The following is an 18,438-nucleotide window of genomic DNA, read 5'->3' as shown; positions in this document are numbered from 1 at the left end:
GTCCCGTTCGAGTTTACCCGTCCGTTCGGCACGGCACCTCCCGTGCGTACGGCAGGCAGCGCCTTCAGCGGCGAAGCCTAAGCCGCAATGCCCTGTAAACAACGCCTGCGGCGAACATTACTGCACCCGCCATAACGGACTGAACGGGCAGTGTGGCCACCAATAGAACGCAGCCCGCCGCTCCCGCGAGCTGCAATACCCTCGGGTACAGCCGGTCCTGTGGCGGCTGCGTATAGGCGGACAGGTTGGCGATCAGGTAGTAGACCAGTACCCCGAACGATGAGAAGCCAATGGCTGAGCGAACATCGGCAACAAGGATGACCAGGCACACCAGGAGGGTGAGAACAACTTCGGCCCGATGCGGAACGTGGAATCGTACGTGCACTGCCGACAACCAGTGAGGAAGGTCATGATGCCTGGCCATAGCCAGCGCGGTACGTCCCAAACCGGCGATCAGGGCGAGGAGGGCCCCGAGCGATGCGAGGCCCGCGCCCGCCCTAACCACTCTGGCGGACCATGGGAAGGAACCGCCGGCCACCGCATCGGCCAGCGGCGTAGCGCTTCCAGCAACTCCTGAGGGGCCAAGGACAGCGAGGATGCTGATGCCGACCACAGCATAGATTGCCACGGCAATGCCGAGGGCAATGACTATGGCACGGGGAATCGTTGTCCTTGGCCGGATGACTTCCTCTCCCATGGTTGCGATTCGCGCGTAACCGGCGAACGCAAAGAACAGCAGCCCAGCTGCCTGAAGGATCCCGTAGGCGCCGCCGGAAAACAGCTTGCCAACGTCGGGACCATCCCCGAGGACGCGTCCGGGCGAGGCCTGGGTGCCTACCCAGCACAGAGCTATCAGGAAGGCCAGAATGCCCAACACTACGGCGACAATGGCGCGTGTCAGCGCCGCTGTCCGCGTCACCCCGCGGTAGTTGACCGCTGCCAGTACGACGACGGCGGCCACCGCGGCGGGTTTCTGCCATTCCGGCGGTGCCGCGTAGGCAGCAAAGGTCAGCGCCATGGCGGCGCTGCTGGCGCTCTTCCCGACCACAAAGCCCCAGCCCGCCAGGAAACCGGCCCAGGGACCCAGACGCTCACGGCCATAGACGTATGTTCCACCCGAGGTTGGGTATGACGCTGCCAGTTGCGCCGACGATGTCGCATTGCAATACGCCACGAAGGCCGCCACCAACAGCCCAAGAATCAGCCCGGAACCCGCAGCCTGGGCCGCAGGTGTGAACGCGGCGAATACTCCGGCGCCAATCATCGAGCCAAGACCGATGACCACGGCATCGGTGGTGTTCAGCCGTCTGGCGAGGCGACCCGGGGTGGTCATCTGCGTTGATCCGGCTGCCTAGGCAGTGGTAATCCGGACGTGCAGGTCCTCGTCCGCGGGAGTCCAAGTAGCCGGATCCGCGTTGACCTGTTCACCGGTGCGGATGTCCTTGACCTGATGCTTCCCATCTTCGTCGGTGAACCAGACAAACGGGATGCCCCGCCGGTCCGCGAACTTGATCTGCTTGCCGAACTTCTCTGCCTTCGCTGCCACTTCCGTGGGGATGCCCCTGCCGCGAAGTTGCGCGGCAACGTCCTGCGCGGCGGGCCAGCTCTGGTCGTCATTGAGGGCTATCAGGACGGCCGTGGGGACCGAACGGCTGGCGGTCACCAGTTCCTGGCCGAGAATCCTCGAGACGAGACGGGTTACACCGATGGACAGGCCGACACCGGGGAAAGTGCGGTTACCTTTACTGGCAAGGGCATCGTAGCGGCCACCCGAGCAGATGGACCCCAGTTGTTCGTGGCCAACCAGGACCGTTTCCACGACCGTACCTGTGTAGTAATCCAGGCCACGCGCAATACTCAGGTCAGCGACAACTTTGCCAGGCGCGCGTTGGACTACCGCCGAGATGACCTGTTCGAGTTCGTCGATGCCTTCTTCGAGGAGCTCATGGGTAACGCCTAGCTGTCGCACCTGTTCCACAAATGAGGTGTCCTCCGTACGGATGGTCGCAAGCTTCAAAGCCGCCTGCGCCTGTTCGTCCGTGGCGCCCAGTTCCTCCTTGAGCAGTTCCGCCACACGCTCCGGCCCGATCTTTTCGAGCTTGTCGATGCTCCGCAGCACGCCAGGGGTGTCGTTGAGCCCAATTCCACGGTAGAAGCCCTCCGCCAGCTTCCGGTTGTTAATACGGAGCCGGAAATCCGGAATGGGCAAGGCGCTGAGCGCCTCGGCGATCACCAAAGCGATCTCCACGTCGTACCGGAAGGGCAGCTCACCGTCACCAACGACGTCGATGTCCGCCTGTGTGAACTCGCGGGCGCGGCCTTCCTGCGGACGCTCTCCGCGCCAAACCTTCTGGATTTGGTACCGGCGGAATGGGAAGGCGAGGTAGCCGGCGTTCTCCACGACGTACCGGGCGAAAGGCACGGTTAGGTCAAAGTGGAGGGCCAAGGCGTGCGGGTCCGACTTATCCGGCATGCCTGCGGCCTCGGTCTCCTCCTGGAGGCGTCGCAGTCCGTAGACCTCTTTATCGATCTCGCCCTTTCGCAGCAGCTGGCCAACCGTTTCCACGGCGCGTGTCTCGATGGAGGAAAAGCCGTGGAGCTCGAAGATCTTGCGCAGTGTGTCCAGCACATGCAGTTCCACCAACCGCTCCTGGGGAAGCCACTCGGGGAATCCGGACAGGGAGGCGGTGCGTGCCATGGGGAAATGTCTCCTTAGGGTTTGCAGGCGGGAAGGTCCTGCCGGCGGACAGAACATGCCCGCGGCGAACGGTGTTTGCCCAGCGGGTCCCCAGCCAGTCATGCATAAACTAGGTGCGGCAGTAAGTTTATGCTTTCGGCGGGTCCAGATCGAACGCGGCAAAACCGGCCCCTTTGGGTCCAGGTGGCGGAGCCGCCGTCCACAACCAGGAGGAGCGTTGGCCACTAGGTCGCGGGATGACCGTGAAGCCAAACGGCGCATCAGGCAGATGGAAGCCAAGAGGAAGCTGCGCGAAGAGCAAATCGCGCGCAGGCGTCGTGACAATGTTGTGGCGGGCGCCATCGGCGCTGCCGCCGTCGCCATCGCCGTCGTCCTCCAGCTCACCGTTTTCGCGTCGAATCCCACGGAAGCCGAGTATGCGGCCGCGGAGGCGGGTTTGAGTTCGCCGTCGGCATCCCCGTCCCCCACAAACGGACCGAACATTCCCAAGCCAGATACGGCCGCCGGCAAAACCTTTACCGGAACACTTTCCCTCAACGGCAGTCCGCTCGGCGTCGAACTGGATGGCACCGCTGCCCCCCAGGCGGCCGCCGTGTTCAAGTCCCTCAGTGATTCAGGTTTCTACAACGGCATCAAGTGCCATCGCCTGACCACAGGTGAATCCTTTGGCGTGCTGCAGTGCGGCTCCAAGAACGGCAACGGCAGCGGCGACCCCAACTACACGTGGGGGCCCTTGGAGAACACCCCGGCGAACAACTCTTATCCCGCGGGGACCATTGCCGTTGCGCGCTCCGGCGACAATGCCTACGGGAACGGCACGCAATTCTTCGTTGTGTACAAGGACACCGTCATCCCCGCGGATTCCGCCGGTGGGTACACCATCGTCGGCAAGGTCACCAGTGGACTTGACGTTGTCCAGAAAATCGCGGCAGCCGGCATTACGCCCGGTTCAAGCCCAACGGACGGGTCCCCTGTGGCACCTGTCACGATAGACTCTTTTTCTCTGAAGTAACCAACCAGCGGCCACGGGCCGGGGCTTTACCTTAGTAATCCCTCCAAGTGAAAGACTTTTAGCGGTGACAGACAGTCAGAAATCCGACGAAACAGCAGCCTCCGAGGCAGCAGCAACATCCAACGGCCAGGCTCCCGCAGCCATCCCCGAAACCGTACCGCAGGGCGAAGCGGCTCCTGACGCACCCAAGCCCCACCCGGTTCCCGGTCCGCGGCCCACACCGTCACCCGCCGCCTTTGCCGGTCGTCCAAAGATGCCAGCCGCCACGGTGCCCGCGGCCCCCGCACCGGTTCCGACGGCGGTGTCCCTCGCCGAAGCGTCCCGCTGGGGACGAGTCGAGGGCGACGGCCACGTGTTCCTGACGCTGGATGACGAGGAACTTGCAGTCGGTCAGTACCCGGGCGTGAGCGATGATGAGGCCTTGGCCTACTTTGCGCGCAAATACGAGGACGTCACCGCGCAGATTGCCCTGCTGGAGCACCGGGTGGAGTCCAAGGCGCCTGCAACGGACATGCAAAAGACCGTTTCGCACCTGCGCGAACTGCTCGCAGAGCGCAACATGGTGGGCGACATCCGTGGGGCAGAGGGTCGCCTTGATGTCCTGACTGAGCAGATCGCGGAGCTGGAAAAGTCGGAAAAGGCCGCCCACGAGGCACAGCGGGCCAGCGAACTGGCTGCCCGTGAGGCCATAGTTTCCGAAGCCGAACAGATCGCGGAGCAGGATCCCACACATGTGCAGTGGAAGACTTCCAGCGCGCGTATGAACGAACTCTTCGAGAACTGGAAGGCCGCGCAGAAGAGCGGAGTCCGGCTCGGCCGCAGCAATGAAGACGCCCTGTGGAAGCGGTTCCGCTCGGCACGTACGCTGTTCGACCGGCACCGGCGCGCCTACTTCTCCCAGCTCGACAGCAACAACTCGGCAGCCAAGGCCGCCAAGGAGAAGCTGATCGCCGAGGCTGAGGCGCTGTCCGCGTCTACTGACTGGGGCTTCGCCGCTGGAGAATACCGCCGTCTGATGGACCAGTGGAAGGCAACTCCCCGCGCCAGCCGAAAGGACGACGACGCACTGTGGGCTCGCTTCCGGGCCGCCCAGGATGTGTTCTTCGGCAACCGCCAGGCCGCCAACGACGCAATTGATCAGCAATACTCGGCCAACCTGGCGGTGAAGGAGGCACTCATCGCCGAAGCCCAGGCTCTGCTGCCCATCCAGGATCTGGAGTCGGTGAAGCGTGCCCTCCAATCGATTCGTGATCGCTGGGAGGAGGCCGGTAAGGTTCCCCGGGCGGACATGGGACGCGTTGAGGCTGGCCTGCGCAGGGTCGAAGACGCCGTGCGGGACGCTGAAGACGAGCAGTGGCGTCGCAGCAACCCGGAGACCAAGGCCCGCACCAACAGCGCACTGTCCCAGCTGGAGTCCGCTATTGCCGGGCTCAAAGAGGACCTCGCCAAGGCGGAGAAGGCCGGGGATCAGCGGAAGATCAAGGAGGCCAAGGAGGCCCTCGAAGCGCGCCAGGCCTGGCTGGACCAGATTCAGCGCTCGGCCAGCGAGCTCAGCTAGCCTAGCCTGCGACAGGCCCCGGATCCGCCGTTTTCCACATAGCGGTTCCGGGGCCTGTGCCGTCTTCGGCGCCAGCCGACATGATTGCTGAATGAATCGTGAGCCTTCCCTCCATCCAACAGGTCACAGATACGCCGGAACCGGCCCATCCCCGAGCCTGCGGGTGGGAAGCCTGCGGACCGTCAGCTCGGCCCTCTCAACGCCAGTACCCGTCGGGACAGACCTGACGGCGCGAAATCCCGGCCCCCCGCGAAATCCCGTCACCCCGCGAAATCCCGTCACCCGGCGAAGTCTGACGGGCCCGGCAAACTTGACCGCCCCGGCTATTTCAACCTCGCCCAGTCCGGTTGTGCCTTCCAGAGTTGCCGCGTCATCCACGTCGGCGTCGCCCTTCCGGGTAGTCACTCAGTCCCGGAACCGTGACACCGGTGGCAACAGCGGTTTCGCGGAGCTTCCCCTGGACCAGGCGCTTGAGCTGTACGCACCGGGGCCTATGTTCAGCTGGCCGGAGCTTCAGGGCATGGCATTGGACGGTGTCCTTCGTCAGCTCTACCAACAGGGATACGTGCATCCCGGATCAGCAGTCACCCCGCGTCTCAGGGCAAGGGCAGCTGCCATCTGCGTACCGCGCTTCGCGCGGCAGAAGGTGGTGGCGGGCAGGCTGACGGCGGCTTGGATTTATGGCTGTGCACCGGAACCGGACCGCTTAGCACTTTTGGTTGACGCCAGGCACAGGATTTCGAGCCTTCGTTCCACACGCGGTTGCACGCTGCATGAGGTCAGGCTTGGTCCCATGGACGTCCATAGCATGGGCGGCATTATGGTGACTAGTCCTTTGCGCACCGCCGTGGACATCTCGCTGAACGTCCCAGCCGAGCGGGCGGTGCCGGCGCTCCGCAGCTTGGTTGTGCGCCGCGAGCTGGGAGTAAAGCTTCGCCTTGTTGCCCTTGCCGTAGACGCTGTCCCAAGGGTCCCTCATAAGAAGGCGGCGCTGGCTCTCCTGCGCGCCCTTGACGAAGAGATGGCCACCGAATCCCAAGCCGAAACCTAGGCGGCGCAGCGGCAACTAGCCGCGCCTGCGGTTTCCTGTTGTGCGGTAGACGTCAAACACCCCGTCGATGCGCCTCACGGCGCTCAGGACGTGGCTCAGGTACTTGGGGTCGCCCATCTCGAAGGCAAACTTGGACATGGCCACGCGGTCGCTGGATGTGTGCACGCTCGCCGCAAGAATGTTCACATGGTTCTCGGACAAAACACGGGTCACATCAGACAGCAGGGACTTACGGTCGAGTGCCTCCACCTGGATCTCCACGAGGAAGACACTGGACTGGGTTGGCGCCCACTCAACGTCAACAATGCGATCCGGCTGGTCACGGAGATCGGCGACGTTGGTACAGTCCGTGCGGTGAACGGAAACGCCTGAGCCGCGGGTCACGAAGCCTAGGATGGCGTCCGGCGGCACGGGAGTGCAGCAACGGGCCAGCTTCACCAGCACATCGCCGACACCACGCACGATGACACCCGAATCGGAATACCGAACCTTGGCAAGCTGTGACGGAATGCTGACTTCGTCCAGGTCCTCGTCCGGCGCTTCCTTGCCGCCGAGCTGGTCCATCAGCCTTTCCATAACCGCCTGGGCGGAGGTATGGCCGTCGCCGACGCCTGCGTAGAGGCCCGAGATATCTGTGTAGTGCAGCTCTTCAGCTACGGCCGTCAGGGCGTCATGTGTCATCAGGCGCTGCAGCGGCAGGTTCTGTTTCCGCATGGAACGTGTCAGCAGGTCCTTGCCACGCTCGATGGCTTCCTCGCGGCGTTCCTTGCTGAACCATTGACGGATCTTGTTTCTGGCCCGCGCGCTTTTGACGAAGTGCTGCCAATCTTGGCTTGGACCGGCACCCTCAGCCTTCGATGTGAAAATCTCAACCCAGTCACCGTGGTTGAGTTCGCTGTTGAGCGGAACGAGCTTGCCGTTTACCCTGGCGCCGATGGTCCGGTGACCCACCTCCGTGTGTACGGCGTACGCGAAGTCCACGGGAGTCGAGCCGGCGGGAAGGGCCATCACTTCGCCCTTCGGCGTGAAGACGAACACCTCCCGGGCGTTAATCTCGAAACGAAGCGAATCCAGGAATTCACCCGGATCGGACGTTTCCTGCTGCCAGTCCACCAAGGAGCGCAGCCAGCCCATGTCCCCGTCGCGGGGGCTTCCAGGCCCTACGGCAGTGCGGTTCGGCTGGTCTTTGTACTTCCAGTGCGCGGCAACACCGTACTCGGCCCTACGGTGCATCTCGTGCGTCCGGATCTGGATCTCAACCGGTTTTCCGCCAGGCCCAATCACTGTGGTGTGCAGGGACTGGTACATGTTGAACTTCGGCATGGCGATGTAGTCCTTGAACCGCCCCGGCAGGGGGTTCCACCGTGCATGCAGTGTGCCAAGAGCCGCATAGCAGTCACGGACCGTGTCCACCAGGACCCGCACGCCCATCAGGTCATTGATGTCGTCGAAGTCTTTGTCCCGGACAATCATCTTCTGGTAGATCGAGTAGTAATGCTTGGGCCTGCCCGTGATGGTCGCCTTGATTCGTGCGCCGCGAAGATCTTCGGTGATCTGGTCGCGGATCACCGCGAGGCTCTTTTCACGCTCCGGCGTGCGATCACTGACCATCCGGACGATTTCCTCGTACACCTTCGGGTAGAGCGCGGCGAAGGAAAGGTCCTCGAGTTCCCACTTGATGGTGTTCATACCCAAGCGGTGTGCCAACGGGGCGAAGATTTCCAGGGTTTCGCGTGCCTTGCGGGCCGAAGATTCAGCTGAAACAAAACGCCAGGTACGCGCGTTGTGCAAACGGTCCGCGAGCTTGATCATCAGGACCCGGATGTCCTTGGCCATGGCCACGACCATCTTGCGGACAGTTTCGGATTGGGCCGCTTCCCCGAATTGGACCTTATCGAGCTTGGTGACGCCGTCCACCAGCATGGCAACTTCCGGACCAAAGTCGGCGGTCAAGTTATCCAGTGTGTAGGGGGTGTCTTCCACGGTGTCGTGCAACAGGGCCGCGGCCAGCGTGGTTCCCGTCATGCCCAATTCCGCCAGGATCGTGGCCACGGCCACAGGATGTGTAATGTACGGGTCGCCGCTCTTGCGCTTCTGCCCTTGGTGGCTTCGCTCAGCGACGGTGAAGGCCCGCTGGATGAGGTCGAAGTCTTCCTTTGGGTTATTCGCCCGCACGGTCCGCAGAAGGGGTTCCAAGATGGGCGAATAGGTGCCGACTCCCCTGCCCGTCAGTCGGGCGAGGCGGGAACGCGTTCGTTCGCGGCGTCCGGGGAACGTTGGCCGCGCACCGGGGCTGTCAATGGGCACACCCGCGGAGGTCCTCGCCGGCAACACTGAGCCAGCACTGGGCTTTGGCCCAATGCTGCCTTCACCGCCTGCTGGCGGGGCCGACGTCGTACGTTCTTCCACAGATGCACCCCTCACCACTGACTTAATTCTTCAAGTCTATTCCCGGTGCGGGAGACCTCTGCAAACGGAGACCAGATGACGCCTGACGAGTGGCTACGGGTTAACGCCAGAGGACCGGCAGGCGCTGTGGCGTCTGCCGGTCCCTCTGGGCCGAAGAGTTGAATCTATGCCTTTGCGGCTCCTGTGGCCGGCTGCCCGGACTTGGTCGGATTGCCCGCAGTGGAGGCAGCCTCCGAACGTGCGGACTCGCGCCGCTGGGCCACCTTCTTCGCCTGCTTAATAAGCTCTGGTTCACCCTGTCGGAGCCAGGCGTACATAGGTGCTGCCACAAAAATCGTGGCCGCCGTTCCGATGAGGATACCGACGAAGAGCGCCAAAGAGAGATCCCGAAGGGTACCGGCACCTAGCAGCCCGGCCCCGATGAACAGGATCGCGGCGACCGGAAGCACAGCCACCATCATGGTGTTGATCGAGCGGACCAACGTTTGGTTAACCGCGAGATTGACTTCCTCGCCAAAGGTCCGGCGTGTGGAGGATGAGATGTCCGCTGTGTTCTCCCGGATTTTGTCGAACACCACCACCGTGTCATAGAGCGAGTAGCTCAACACGGTGAGGAAGCCGATGATCGCTGACGGTGTGACCTCAAAATCACTGAGTGAATAAACGCCCGCGGTCGTGAACATGGTGACCACCATGCCCCCGATGGCGGAAAGGGACATTTTCCACGTCCGGAAATACAGGGCCATGAGCACCGCCGCAAGTCCCACGAAAATAGCGAGGCCGATCAGCGCTTGCTTGGTGACGTCCTGTCCCCAGGTAGGGCCAACGAACGCGGACGTCACCTCATTGTCGGTGACACCATAGGCACCCGCCAGGCCAGCCTTGATCTTGACGGTCTCATCGTCGCTGAGCTTGTCCGTCTGGATACGCATGGTGTCGCCTGCCACGTTGGCGACCCTCGGAACAGATCCGGGGACAACATCGTGAACGGCTTTCTCGCCAAGGCCGGCATCCACGGTCTTGACGTTGGATACGGTGAATTCGGAGCCGCCCCGGAACTCGATGCCGAGGTTGAAACCGCCCTTCACAAGGGGGAGCAGAATCGACAGCAAAACGGCGGCGCCAGCGATGAGGAACCAGATCTTCTTGGCGCCAACAAAGTCATACGAGCGTTTGCCTGTGTAAAGTTCGTTGCCGAATGTCGCGAAGCTGATCATCTACTTGTTCTCCTTGGCCCCGTTGGACGTGCCCGTGAGCTGTCCCTGTTTTTCGGCGAGCCTGCGTTCGGCGATCGTCATGCGGCGGGCCGCCTCTGCGGCAGCACCACTGTTGCGTCCACGGACTGCAACCGGCTTTTCATCCGGCGTCCGCAGTCGCCCGGCCCCGCGGTAAAGCGGGATGGCACCAAGGCGCTTGGGGTCGAGGCCCGAGAACCGGTGGCCCTCACCGAAGAACCTTGTCCGTGCAAGCACCTGCAGGGTTGGGTGGGTGAACATAAAGACCACAATGAGGTCAGCCACCGCAGTCAGGCCCAGCGTGAACGCGAAGCCCCGCACGTTTCCAACGGCGACGAAATAGAGGACAAGGGCGGCCAGCAGGTTGACTGCCTTGGAGGCAAGGACTGTTCGCTTTGCCCGCTTCCAGCCGTTTTCGACGGCGGAGACCAGGCCGCGACCTTCGCGGAGTTCATCACGGATGCGCTCGAAGTACACGATGAACGAGTCAGCCGTTTGACCGATGGCCACAATCAGACCGGCGACACCAGCCAGGGAAAGCCGATAGTTCTCGGTCCAGCCCAGGATGGCGATGGCCAGATATGTGAGACCACCTGCAACTACCAGCGAGGCAATGGTGACAAAGCCCAGCGCCCGGTATTGGAACAGCGAGTAGACCACAACCAGCAGCAGGCCGATCATGCCGGCCAGCAGACCCATGCGGAGCTGGTCTCCACCGAGCGTGGCCGAGATCTGCTCTTCCGATTGGATTTCGAAGCTGATGGGAAGGGCGCCGTAACGCAGTTGCTCTGACAGGGCCTTGGCCGACTGTTGCGTGAAGTTGCCCGTGATCTGCGGGCGGCCGTCTGTGATGACCGCCAGCGCACGCGGCGCCGAGATGACCTTGTCATCCAGGACGATGGCGAACTGCGACTTGGGGTCGTTGGTGCCCTGGGCCTGTGCTGCCGTATAGAAGCCGTGGAGCCGCTCAGTAACTTCCTTGAACTTTCCTGTGGCGGAGGAGTTGAAGGTGATGGTGACGCCCCACGCGTTGGTGACCGACCCCTGTGCGCCCTGGACTGGGTCGAAGGACGAAGACGCGATGTCCTGGCCTTTGACCTCGACGGGCCCAAGGATGTACTTGACTGCCGGTGCATCAGCGGTGGCCGGCTCACACGTAACCAGTGGCTTGGCCGGGTCCGAGCGCTGGCTCCGGTCCCCGAGCTTGCTGCAATCCAACGCTTCGAACTGCTTGTAAATGTCCGCCGTCACCCAGTTGGTGTCACTGGCATTGGTGGGTGCAGCAGTCGGCTTGGGAAGCTGCTCCTCGGGCGTGCGGGACTCTGCCGGAACCGCTGCCCCATCGGCAGCAACAATCACCGGACGGAAGTTCATGTCCGCCGATGCCTGGATCAGGGCACGCGTTTCGGAGGATGGGGTCCCCGGAAGGCTGACTACGACGTTCCGGCCGGACTGCGTGCTGATTTCCGCCTCTGCAACACCGGAACCGTCTACACGCTGTCGGATGATGGCTACTGCCTGGTTGAGCTGTTGCTCGTTGATTTCCGACGCGCCCTCGACCCGTGGCGCCAGGATCATCTGGGTACCGCCCTCCAGGTCGAGTGCGAGCTTTGGTGCCCAGTTGGCGTGTCCGGAGAAGACGCCACCTGCCAGGACGCCTGTGAGTACAACGAAGATTGCGCCAAGCCAGATCAGTACTCTGCGCCCAGAGTTCTTAGGGCCGGTTCGTGCCATGGTTGGTCTTTCTCGTGAGGCGGAACAGCCGCCGTCGCGCGGTTTTGCGCTCGACGGCGGCGAATCCGTTGCGGGGAAAAGGTGCCGGGCCGGGGTTTCCGGCGTGGGCTTAGTTGTCCTTCTTGCCCTCGTCGTTGAGGCGCTTGGCTGTCTCCTCAGGGGTCTCGCCGGTTGCCGGCTCGGTGGTGCCCTGGGCTTCGGGAGCAGCTGTTTCATCGGCCGGTGCCAGGGACGAAGCGTCGTCCGGAACCGCCGGAGTCTCAGCAGGTTCCACAACCTTGGTCACTGCCTGACGGTGCACTGTGGCCTGGTTGCCCGGCGACAATTCAAGGACAACCTTGTTTTCGGCTTCGTCAATGGAGATGATTCGGCCGAACAGCCCAAAGCTGGTCATGACATCCACTCCGGGTGCGAACTTCGACTGCATCTCAGCCTGCTGCTGCTGGGCCTTCCTGTTTCGCCGAAACATCATAAAGACGAAGACGGCCAGAAGGGCGAAGAGCAGGATCGTGGTGATATCCAAGGGGAAGTTCCGTTCTGTAACTTGCGAGTTTGTACTTTGCGAGCTGGTTGCAGCGGCGCCGCCTTCGACCCGGCGGCGCGATCTTGCGAGGGCGGCCGCGCTGAACGTGCCGTCCCCTGGGGCTGCGCATGGGTACAAAGACTCGAACGTGCCGAGCGTCATACCAGTCTAAAGGGAAAAGCTGGGGAAAAGATGAAAAGGCGGCCCTACAGGCCAACCGTCAACGCCCGACGTCGGCCGCCTCCGGTTCGTTTCCATCCTCGCCAAACAGGTCCAGGGTCTCCTGGCCGAACAGTCCCGGAGGAACTGCGTACCCCAAATGTGTCCACGCGGCGGCCATGGCGATTCGCCCCCGCGGAGTCCGTCCTAGCAGCCCTTCACGCACTAGGTAAGGCTCCGCCACGGTCTCAACCGTTTCTGGTTCCTCGCCCACAGCAATGGCAAGAGTTGACAACCCCACAGGACCACCGTTGAACTTGGTGATCAAGGCGTCCAGCACTGAACGGTCCAACCTGTCCAGACCGCGCTGATCGACTTCATACATGTCCAGGGCCGCCGACGCGGACCGGGCGTCGATCTGCTCGATCCCGTGAACAAGCGCCCAGTCCCGGACACGCCTTAGCAGCCGGTTGGCAATACGGGGAGTGCCACGGGAACGACCCGCTATTTCCGTGAAACCTGCGGAGTTGACCTTAAGGTCAAGCAGGCCGGCGGAACGGCGCAGCACCAGCTCCAGCTCCGGTACGGAATAGAACTCCAAATGCCCGGTGAAGCCAAAGCGGTCCCTCAGTGGCCCCGGTAGAAGCCCGGCGCGCGTCGTGGCCCCAACCAGCGTAAAAGGCGGAAGTTCCAGGGGAATGGCGGTGGCACCGGCCCCCTTGCCAACGACAATATCGACCCTGAAATCCTCCATGGCCATGTAAAGCATCTCTTCGGCGGGTCGCGACATCCTGTGGATCTCGTCGAGGAACAGCACTTCGCCCTCAGACAGAGAGGACAGGATAGCCGCAAGGTCTCCGGCGTGCTGGATCGCGGGGCCGCTGCTGATCCGCAACGGGGCGTTCATTTCTGCCGCGATGATCATGGCGAGAGTGGTCTTGCCAAGTCCAGGCGGCCCGGACAGCAGGACGTGGTCAGCGCTGCGGCCCCGGATCCTCGAAGCCTCGAGTACCAGCGACAATTGTTTGCGGACCCGATGCTGGCCCACAAAGTCATGCAGGTTCTTAGGGCGAAGGGCCGCCTCAATGGCGCGCTCCTCCGGCTCCTCTCCCCCTGCGACGAGCGACTGCTCAGCCACGGCTTCCTACCCTGGCCCCGCTGCGGGCGCCATCCTGACCTAGCCAACGCAGGGTGGTGCGAAGAATGTCCGCAACGTTGCCGCTCTCGGCTGTTTTAGGCGAGTCTGCCATGGCCTTGTCGATGCTGCCCGATGCGTCCTTCTCCGACCAGCCCAGACTGGTCATTGCGGCAACAACCTGCGGCTTCCAGGCGGCTTGGTCAACAGCGGACGGAGCCGAGCCCTGTGCGGTTCCGTGCGGAACGAGCTTGCCGGCCAATTCCAGGACGATCCTGCCAGCTACCTTGGGGCCGATGCCGGGCACCTTGGTGAATGCCTTTCCATCACCCGTATGGGCTGCCGCCCGGACCGCCTCTGGATCGTGGACGGCCAGCACGGCGAGGGCAAGCCTGGGCCCGACACCGCTGACGCTCAACAACACGTCAAAAACTTCGCGTTCATCGTCAGTGGCAAAGCCAAAGAGTGTCAGCGAGTCTTCGCGGACTATCAAGGAAGTAAACAGCTTGGCTTCCTCGCCGGTCCTGAGTTGCGCCAGGGTTTGGGGCGTGGCGTAGACGCTCATGCCTGCACCGTTTAGGTCGATGACGGCAGTGGACAATCCAAGGTGCGCCACTGTGCCCCGAAGAAAACTGATCAAGTCCAGGCTCCTGAATCTCTACTCGCAGGTCGAACATATCTACGAATACCCTAGCAACCACCGCCGACAATCAGCGCGTGCGGCGCGCCTTTGCCTCAGCTTCTGCCCAAGCCCGCTGAGCAGGGGTCATCGCGTTGCTGCCGGGCGCCGTCGTCGTCACCACAGCACCGCTGCCGGCGCGCCAGGCATGAGTGACCGCCAACGCCAGGGCATCGGCAGCGTCTGCCGGCTTTGGCGGTGAGTCCAGGCGGAGGATCTTGGTAATCAATTTGGTGACGGCGTCCTTATTGGCCGAGCCGCTGCCGGTGACGGCCGCCTTGACTTCCGACGGCGTGTGCAGCGCCACCGGGATACCGCGCCTCGCGGCCGCCGCAATGACAACCCCGGAGGCCTGGGCGACGCCCATAACGGTGCTCACGTTGAGCTGGGAAAACACCCGCTCTACAGCGATCACGTCCGGCGCGTAGGTGTCCAGCCACTCATCGATTGAATTGGCGATAACTAAGAGTCGCCTGTCCAGTGCTTCGTCGGGAGCCGTTCCCACGACACCAACCGCAACCATGGTGGCGCGTCGGTTGCGTTCAACGTCGACCACCCCAATGCCGCACCGAGTGAGGCCCGGATCAACTCCCAAAACTCGGAGAGTCAATTCCGGGCCTCCAATGCTATGGCCAAGGTGCTACTCGGCTTCCAGTGCTGCCTGGACTTCCTCGGTCATGTCGGCATTGGTGTAGACGTTCTGGACATCGTCCAGGTCTTCAAGTGCGTCCACCAGCTTGAGGAACTTCTTGGCAGCGTCGACGTCCAGCTGGACTTCCATGGACGGGACAAACTCCGCCTCATCCGTGTCGTATTCAATGCTGGCATCGTTAAGCGCGTCACGAATGGCCTGCAGGTCGCCAGGCTCGGACAGGATCTGCCAGTTGTCGCCGTCGTCCTTGACTTCTTCCGCGCCAGCTTCAAGCACGGCCATCAGGACATCGTCTTCGCTGAGGCCGTTCTTCGGGAGGTTGACAACGCCTTTCCGGGTGAAGAGGTAGCTCACAGAGCCCGGGTCGGCAATGGTGCCGCCGTTGCGGGAAATTGCCAGCCGCACCTCGGATGCCGCGCGGTTCTTGTTGTCCGTGAGGCACTCGATGAGCAGCGCGGAGCCCTGGGGACCACGTGCTTCATAGGTGATCTCCGTGTAGTCCACGGACTCGCCAGTGAGGCCCGCGCCGCGCTTGATGGCGCGGTCGATGTTGTCGTTGGGAACGGAAGTCTTCTTTGCCTTGGTAACCGCAAGCTCCAGGGCGGGGTTGCCGGCGAGATCCGGGCCACCCATGCGGGCAGCGACTTCAATGTTCTTGATCAGTTTGGCGAACGACTTTGCACGTTTGGCGTCAATGACGGCTTTCTTGTGCTTGGTCGTTGCCCATTTGGAGTGGCCTGACATGCTTTACGCTTCTCCTCTGATCATTCGAATGAAAAGTTCATGCACGCGCTTCTCTCCCGTCACTTCCGGGTGGAAGGAGGTGGCCAGCAGGCGGCCGGAGCGCACTGCAACAATTCTAGCGACCCCGTGCAAAGCTTCCGGTTGGCTGACATGCTGCGGATCCACCTGCGCCAGCACCTCGACCCCTGGGCCAACGCGCTCAACCCAGGGACCGCGGATGAACACCGCGTGCACGGGCGCCACGCCGGATTCACCGGCACTAAACTCGAGCCCCTTGAAATCCAGGTCTGTTTCGAAGGATTCGCGCTGCCGTCCGAATGCATTGCGCCGCACGGTCATGTCCAAGCCGCCGAAGGTCTGCTGCGGATTGCCGGCGAGGTCGGTTGCGGGGTCGGCGATTTCGTTGGCCAGCAGGATCATGCCGGCGCACGATCCATAAACGGGCAGCCCTGAGTCAATGCGCTTCTTGATCGGCTCAGCCAGTTCGAAGGCCCGGGCAAGCTTGTCGATGGCTGTGGACTCGCCGCCGGGGATGATGAGTCCGTCAACATCGTCCAATTCGGAAGGACGCCGCACCCCCACGCCGGTGGCGCCAGCGGCCTCCACGGCATGGAGGTGCTCGCGGAAGTCTCCCTGGAGTGCCAGGACGCCGATGCGAAGACCCGCGCCAATGCGCGACGAAGCTTCGGAAATGGGGTTGGTCATTGGACAATCATAGTGCTTACGGGCGTTGAGCCCACGCCGTGTGCTGGCACAACATCAAGGTTGCATGCCCCAATTGGGATATATTACGAAGCATGTTTTCCCTCAGCGTGCCGCTCGGCAAACTGGTCCGTGCACTGTCCAGGCTCCGGGGTGGCGGCTCAGCCCTGCCCGGCCTGGTGGTGGAGAAGATCGACCCCCGTTTTATGGAGCGCACGCTGGCCACGGTGCCTCTAGGTGTTGCAGTCGTCAGTGGAACTAACGGCAAAACGACCACAACCAAAATGGTGGTGGAACTGCTTGAAAGCCAGGGGCTGAAGGTTTTCACCAATCGCACAGGAAGCAATTTCACACGCGGTGTGGCCGCTGCCCTGCTGGGCGAGGTGGACCTGGGCGGCAAGCTGGATGCGGACATCGCCGTCCTGGAGCTGGACGAGGCCCACGCCGTGCACTTCGTTAATCGCGTGGCGCCGCGCTTCTGCCTGTTGCTTAACGTGTTGCGGGACCAGCTGGACCGTTTCGGCGAAATCGACAAGACCGCCACGCTGCTGCAGAAGATCGCCGAAAAGACCACCGGCACAGTGGTTCTGAACCGTGAAGATCCGCGCGTTGCGCGCATCGCCACCACTGTTTCCGGACCAAAAGTCGTCTACTTTGGCTTGGACGAATCGCTACGCAGCACGTTCCCGAACGACGACGACATGCGGGCAACCGCCTCGTCTCCCCACCCGACAGGCGCCAAGGCAACGACTGAGCCGTTGCCGGCTGCCGACGTCGTCCTCCGCCGCGTGGGGCCTGACGACGCGGACTTTGAGTTCGACGGCGGGACCGTCACCACCGGGATGACCTTGCGCGGCGTTTACAACATCTTCAACGCCGCTGCCGCGCTGGCCCTTGCGCGCTCCGTCGTCGCGTCCTCCGGACGTACCGCAAAGCCCGACGGCGGCGAGCGGCTTATTGCCGCCCTGTCCAAGGTGGCTCCGGCGTTCGGACGCGGTGAGAGCCTGGTGGTGGACGGCAAACCCCTTGAACTTGTCCTGGTGAAAAACCCCAGTGGATTCCGGCTGGGCCTCAAGTCGTTCGCGGCGGAAGGCTACGCCACCATGATCGCCATCAATGACAACTACGCCGACGGGCGGGATATGTCCTGGCTGTGGGACGTTGACTTCGAGTCGCTGAGGGACGGCGGCGTGGATGTGGTCACTGGTGTCCGCGCCTACGACATGGCCCTTCGGCTGCAGTACGACGACGTCCCAATCGGCTCAGTGGACACGGACATTCCCGATGCCCTGGCGGCCTTCATTGCCTCCTCCGCGGGTCGGCCGAAACGAATCTTCTGCACGTACACGGCCATGCTGGCCATCAGGCGTGAACTGTCCAAAATTACTGCCGTGGAGGTGGTCTCATGAGCGAACAGCCTGCGGCGAACAAAGGCACCATTCGGGTCCTTCAGCTCTATCCCAGGGAGATGAACATCTACGGCGACTGGGGCAATGCCTTGGTGCTCCAGCAACGCCTGAAGTGGCACGGCTATACGCCGGAGCTATTGGAATACAACGTGGGTGACGACTTCCCCGATGACGTGGACATCATCCTCGGCGGTGGCGGCCAGGACAGCGGGCAGCTGGTGATCCAGGATGACCTGCAGGCCCGGGGCGAGACCCTCAGGACCATGGCTGAAGACGGCACACCGATGCTGGTGATCTGCGGCCTCTACCAATTGTTTGGGAAGTTTTTTAAGACGAGCTCGGGTGCCGTAATTCCAGGCATCGGCATCCTGGATGTTGAGACGCATGGAACCAACGAGCGCCTCATTGGCAACGTCTGCCTGGACTCCCCGGAGTTTGGCGAGATCCTCGGCTACGAGAACCACAGTGGACAGACCAAGCTGGGGGCCGGCGTCGAGCCCCTGGGCACCGTTACCAAGGGCGCGGGCAATAACAGCAAAGACGGCCATGAAGGTGCGCGCCACCGTAACGTGGTGGCCAGTTACTTGCACGGTTCACTGCTGCCAAAGAACCCCGCAATCGCCGATTTCCTGATCCGCACCGCAGCTGAGCGGAAGTTCGGAAGCTTTACGCCGGGGAGCCCTGACGACACGTTCACGGACCTGGCGCGTACCCACGCAGCCCGCCGACCCCGTTAGG

General features: G+C 62.6%; 16 protein-coding genes. 5 read left to right on the top strand and 11 right to left on the bottom strand.

What is annotated here, in order from left to right:
- Positions 1–64 precede the first annotated feature (64 nt).
- Positions 65–1,333 (bottom strand): APC family permease, encoded by a 1,269-nt coding sequence (locus LD110_RS00755; RefSeq protein ID WP_225495646.1) that lies wholly within the window; start codon positions 1,331–1,333, stop codon positions 65–67.
- An 18-nt stretch (positions 1,334–1,351) separates the two neighbouring features.
- Positions 1,352–2,698, bottom strand: coding sequence for a histidine--tRNA ligase (gene hisS, locus LD110_RS00750; RefSeq protein WP_225495645.1), 1,347 nt, complete (start codon positions 2,696–2,698; stop codon positions 1,352–1,354).
- A gap of 217 nt (positions 2,699–2,915) precedes the next feature.
- Here hisS and LD110_RS00745 point away from each other — a divergent pair, with 217 nt between their 5' ends.
- The 3 genes from LD110_RS00745 to LD110_RS00735 all read left to right on the top strand — a co-directional run bounded on the left by LD110_RS00745 (position 2,916) and on the right by LD110_RS00735 (position 6,319).
- Positions 2,916–3,710: a peptidylprolyl isomerase gene (locus LD110_RS00745; protein WP_225495644.1), complete on the top strand. Its 795-nt coding sequence runs from the start codon at positions 2,916–2,918 to the stop codon at positions 3,708–3,710.
- Positions 3,711–3,774: 64 nt separating this feature from the next.
- Positions 3,775–5,268, top strand: a complete 1,494-nt coding sequence (locus tag LD110_RS00740; RefSeq protein ID WP_225495643.1) for a DUF349 domain-containing protein — start codon at positions 3,775–3,777, stop codon at positions 5,266–5,268.
- Positions 5,269–5,617: 349 nt separating this feature from the next.
- Entirely contained in the window at positions 5,618–6,319 is a 702-nt protein-coding gene (locus LD110_RS00735; protein ID WP_225495642.1) for a hypothetical protein, read from the top strand.
- 15 nt (positions 6,320–6,334) lie between these two features.
- On the opposite strand, the gene LD110_RS00730 is transcribed toward LD110_RS00735, so the two are convergent.
- The 9 genes from LD110_RS00730 to pdxT form a co-directional block, all read right to left on the bottom strand.
- Positions 6,335–8,728: a bifunctional (p)ppGpp synthetase/guanosine-3',5'-bis(diphosphate) 3'-pyrophosphohydrolase gene (locus LD110_RS00730; RefSeq protein ID WP_308012391.1), complete on the bottom strand. Its 2,394-nt coding sequence runs from the start codon at positions 8,726–8,728 to the stop codon at positions 6,335–6,337.
- Positions 8,729–8,892: 164 nt separating this feature from the next.
- A complete protein-coding gene (gene secF / locus LD110_RS00725; protein ID WP_225495640.1) occupies positions 8,893–9,945 on the bottom strand; it encodes a protein translocase subunit SecF in 1,053 nt (350 codons plus the stop codon).
- The gene (secD, locus tag LD110_RS00720) at positions 9,946–11,697 is read right to left on the bottom strand and encodes a protein translocase subunit SecD (RefSeq protein ID WP_225495639.1); all 1,752 of its coding nucleotides are present in this window, start codon (positions 11,695–11,697) and stop codon (positions 9,946–9,948) included.
- A 109-nt stretch (positions 11,698–11,806) separates the two neighbouring features.
- Positions 11,807–12,220: a preprotein translocase subunit YajC gene (gene yajC / locus LD110_RS00715; RefSeq protein WP_225495638.1), complete on the bottom strand. Its 414-nt coding sequence runs from the start codon at positions 12,218–12,220 to the stop codon at positions 11,807–11,809.
- A 220-nt stretch (positions 12,221–12,440) separates the two neighbouring features.
- Positions 12,441–13,517, bottom strand: a complete 1,077-nt coding sequence (gene ruvB, locus LD110_RS00710; protein WP_225495637.1) for a Holliday junction branch migration DNA helicase RuvB — start codon at positions 13,515–13,517, stop codon at positions 12,441–12,443.
- Positions 13,510–14,154 carry a Holliday junction branch migration protein RuvA gene (ruvA, locus tag LD110_RS00705; protein WP_225495636.1) on the bottom strand — a complete coding sequence of 215 codons (645 nt, stop codon included), beginning with the start codon at positions 14,152–14,154 and terminating at the stop codon, positions 13,510–13,512. The genes ruvB and ruvA overlap by 8 nt, the downstream gene beginning before the upstream one ends.
- 70 nt (positions 14,155–14,224) lie before the next feature.
- Positions 14,225–14,803: a crossover junction endodeoxyribonuclease RuvC gene (gene ruvC / locus LD110_RS00700; RefSeq protein WP_225495635.1), complete on the bottom strand. Its 579-nt coding sequence runs from the start codon at positions 14,801–14,803 to the stop codon at positions 14,225–14,227.
- A 30-nt stretch (positions 14,804–14,833) separates the two neighbouring features.
- Complete coding sequence (locus LD110_RS00695; RefSeq protein WP_225495634.1) at positions 14,834–15,589, bottom strand: YebC/PmpR family DNA-binding transcriptional regulator; 756 nt, start codon at positions 15,587–15,589, stop codon at positions 14,834–14,836.
- 3 nt (positions 15,590–15,592) lie between these two features.
- Positions 15,593–16,294, bottom strand: coding sequence for a pyridoxal 5'-phosphate synthase glutaminase subunit PdxT (gene pdxT, locus LD110_RS00690; RefSeq protein WP_225495633.1), 702 nt, complete (start codon positions 16,292–16,294; stop codon positions 15,593–15,595).
- Positions 16,295–16,386: 92 nt separating this feature from the next.
- On the opposite strand from pdxT, the gene LD110_RS00685 reads away from it, so the two are divergent.
- Together LD110_RS00685 and LD110_RS00680 are read left to right on the top strand one after the other, a co-directional pair.
- A complete protein-coding gene (locus LD110_RS00685; protein ID WP_225495632.1) occupies positions 16,387–17,700 on the top strand; it encodes a Mur ligase family protein in 1,314 nt (437 codons plus the stop codon).
- On the top strand, positions 17,697–18,437 hold the full coding sequence (locus tag LD110_RS00680; protein WP_225495631.1) for a type 1 glutamine amidotransferase: 741 nt from the start codon (positions 17,697–17,699) through the stop codon (positions 18,435–18,437). Before LD110_RS00685 ends, LD110_RS00680 begins: the two co-directional genes overlap by 4 nt.
- Position 18,438 lies beyond the last annotated feature (1 nt).

The organism is Arthrobacter sp. M4, from assembly GCF_020251205.1.
GTDB lineage: Bacteria > Actinomycetota > Actinomycetes > Actinomycetales > Micrococcaceae > Arthrobacter.
Note: the sequence above shows the minus strand (reverse complement) of the source record. Positions and strands in the feature narration are given on the sequence as shown.

Coding starts and splice junctions, on each gene's coding strand:
- pdxT (WP_225495633.1), bottom strand. CDS start 16,294: ATGACCAACCCCATTTCCGAAGCTTCGTCGCGCATTGGCGCGGGTCTT.
- LD110_RS00685 (WP_225495632.1), top strand. CDS start 16,387: ATGTTTTCCCTCAGCGTGCCGCTCGGCAAACTGGTCCGTGCACTGTCC.
- hisS (WP_225495645.1), bottom strand. CDS start 2,698: ATGGCACGCACCGCCTCCCTGTCCGGATTCCCCGAGTGGCTTCCCCAG.
- secD (WP_225495639.1), bottom strand. CDS start 11,697: ATGGCACGAACCGGCCCTAAGAACTCTGGGCGCAGAGTACTGATCTGG.
- LD110_RS00680 (WP_225495631.1), top strand. CDS start 17,697: ATGAGCGAACAGCCTGCGGCGAACAAAGGCACCATTCGGGTCCTTCAG.
- secF (WP_225495640.1), bottom strand. CDS start 9,945: ATGATCAGCTTCGCGACATTCGGCAACGAACTTTACACAGGCAAACGC.
- LD110_RS00695 (WP_225495634.1), bottom strand. CDS start 15,589: ATGTCAGGCCACTCCAAATGGGCAACGACCAAGCACAAGAAAGCCGTC.
- LD110_RS00755 (WP_225495646.1), bottom strand. CDS start 1,333: ATGACCACCCCGGGTCGCCTCGCCAGACGGCTGAACACCACCGATGCC.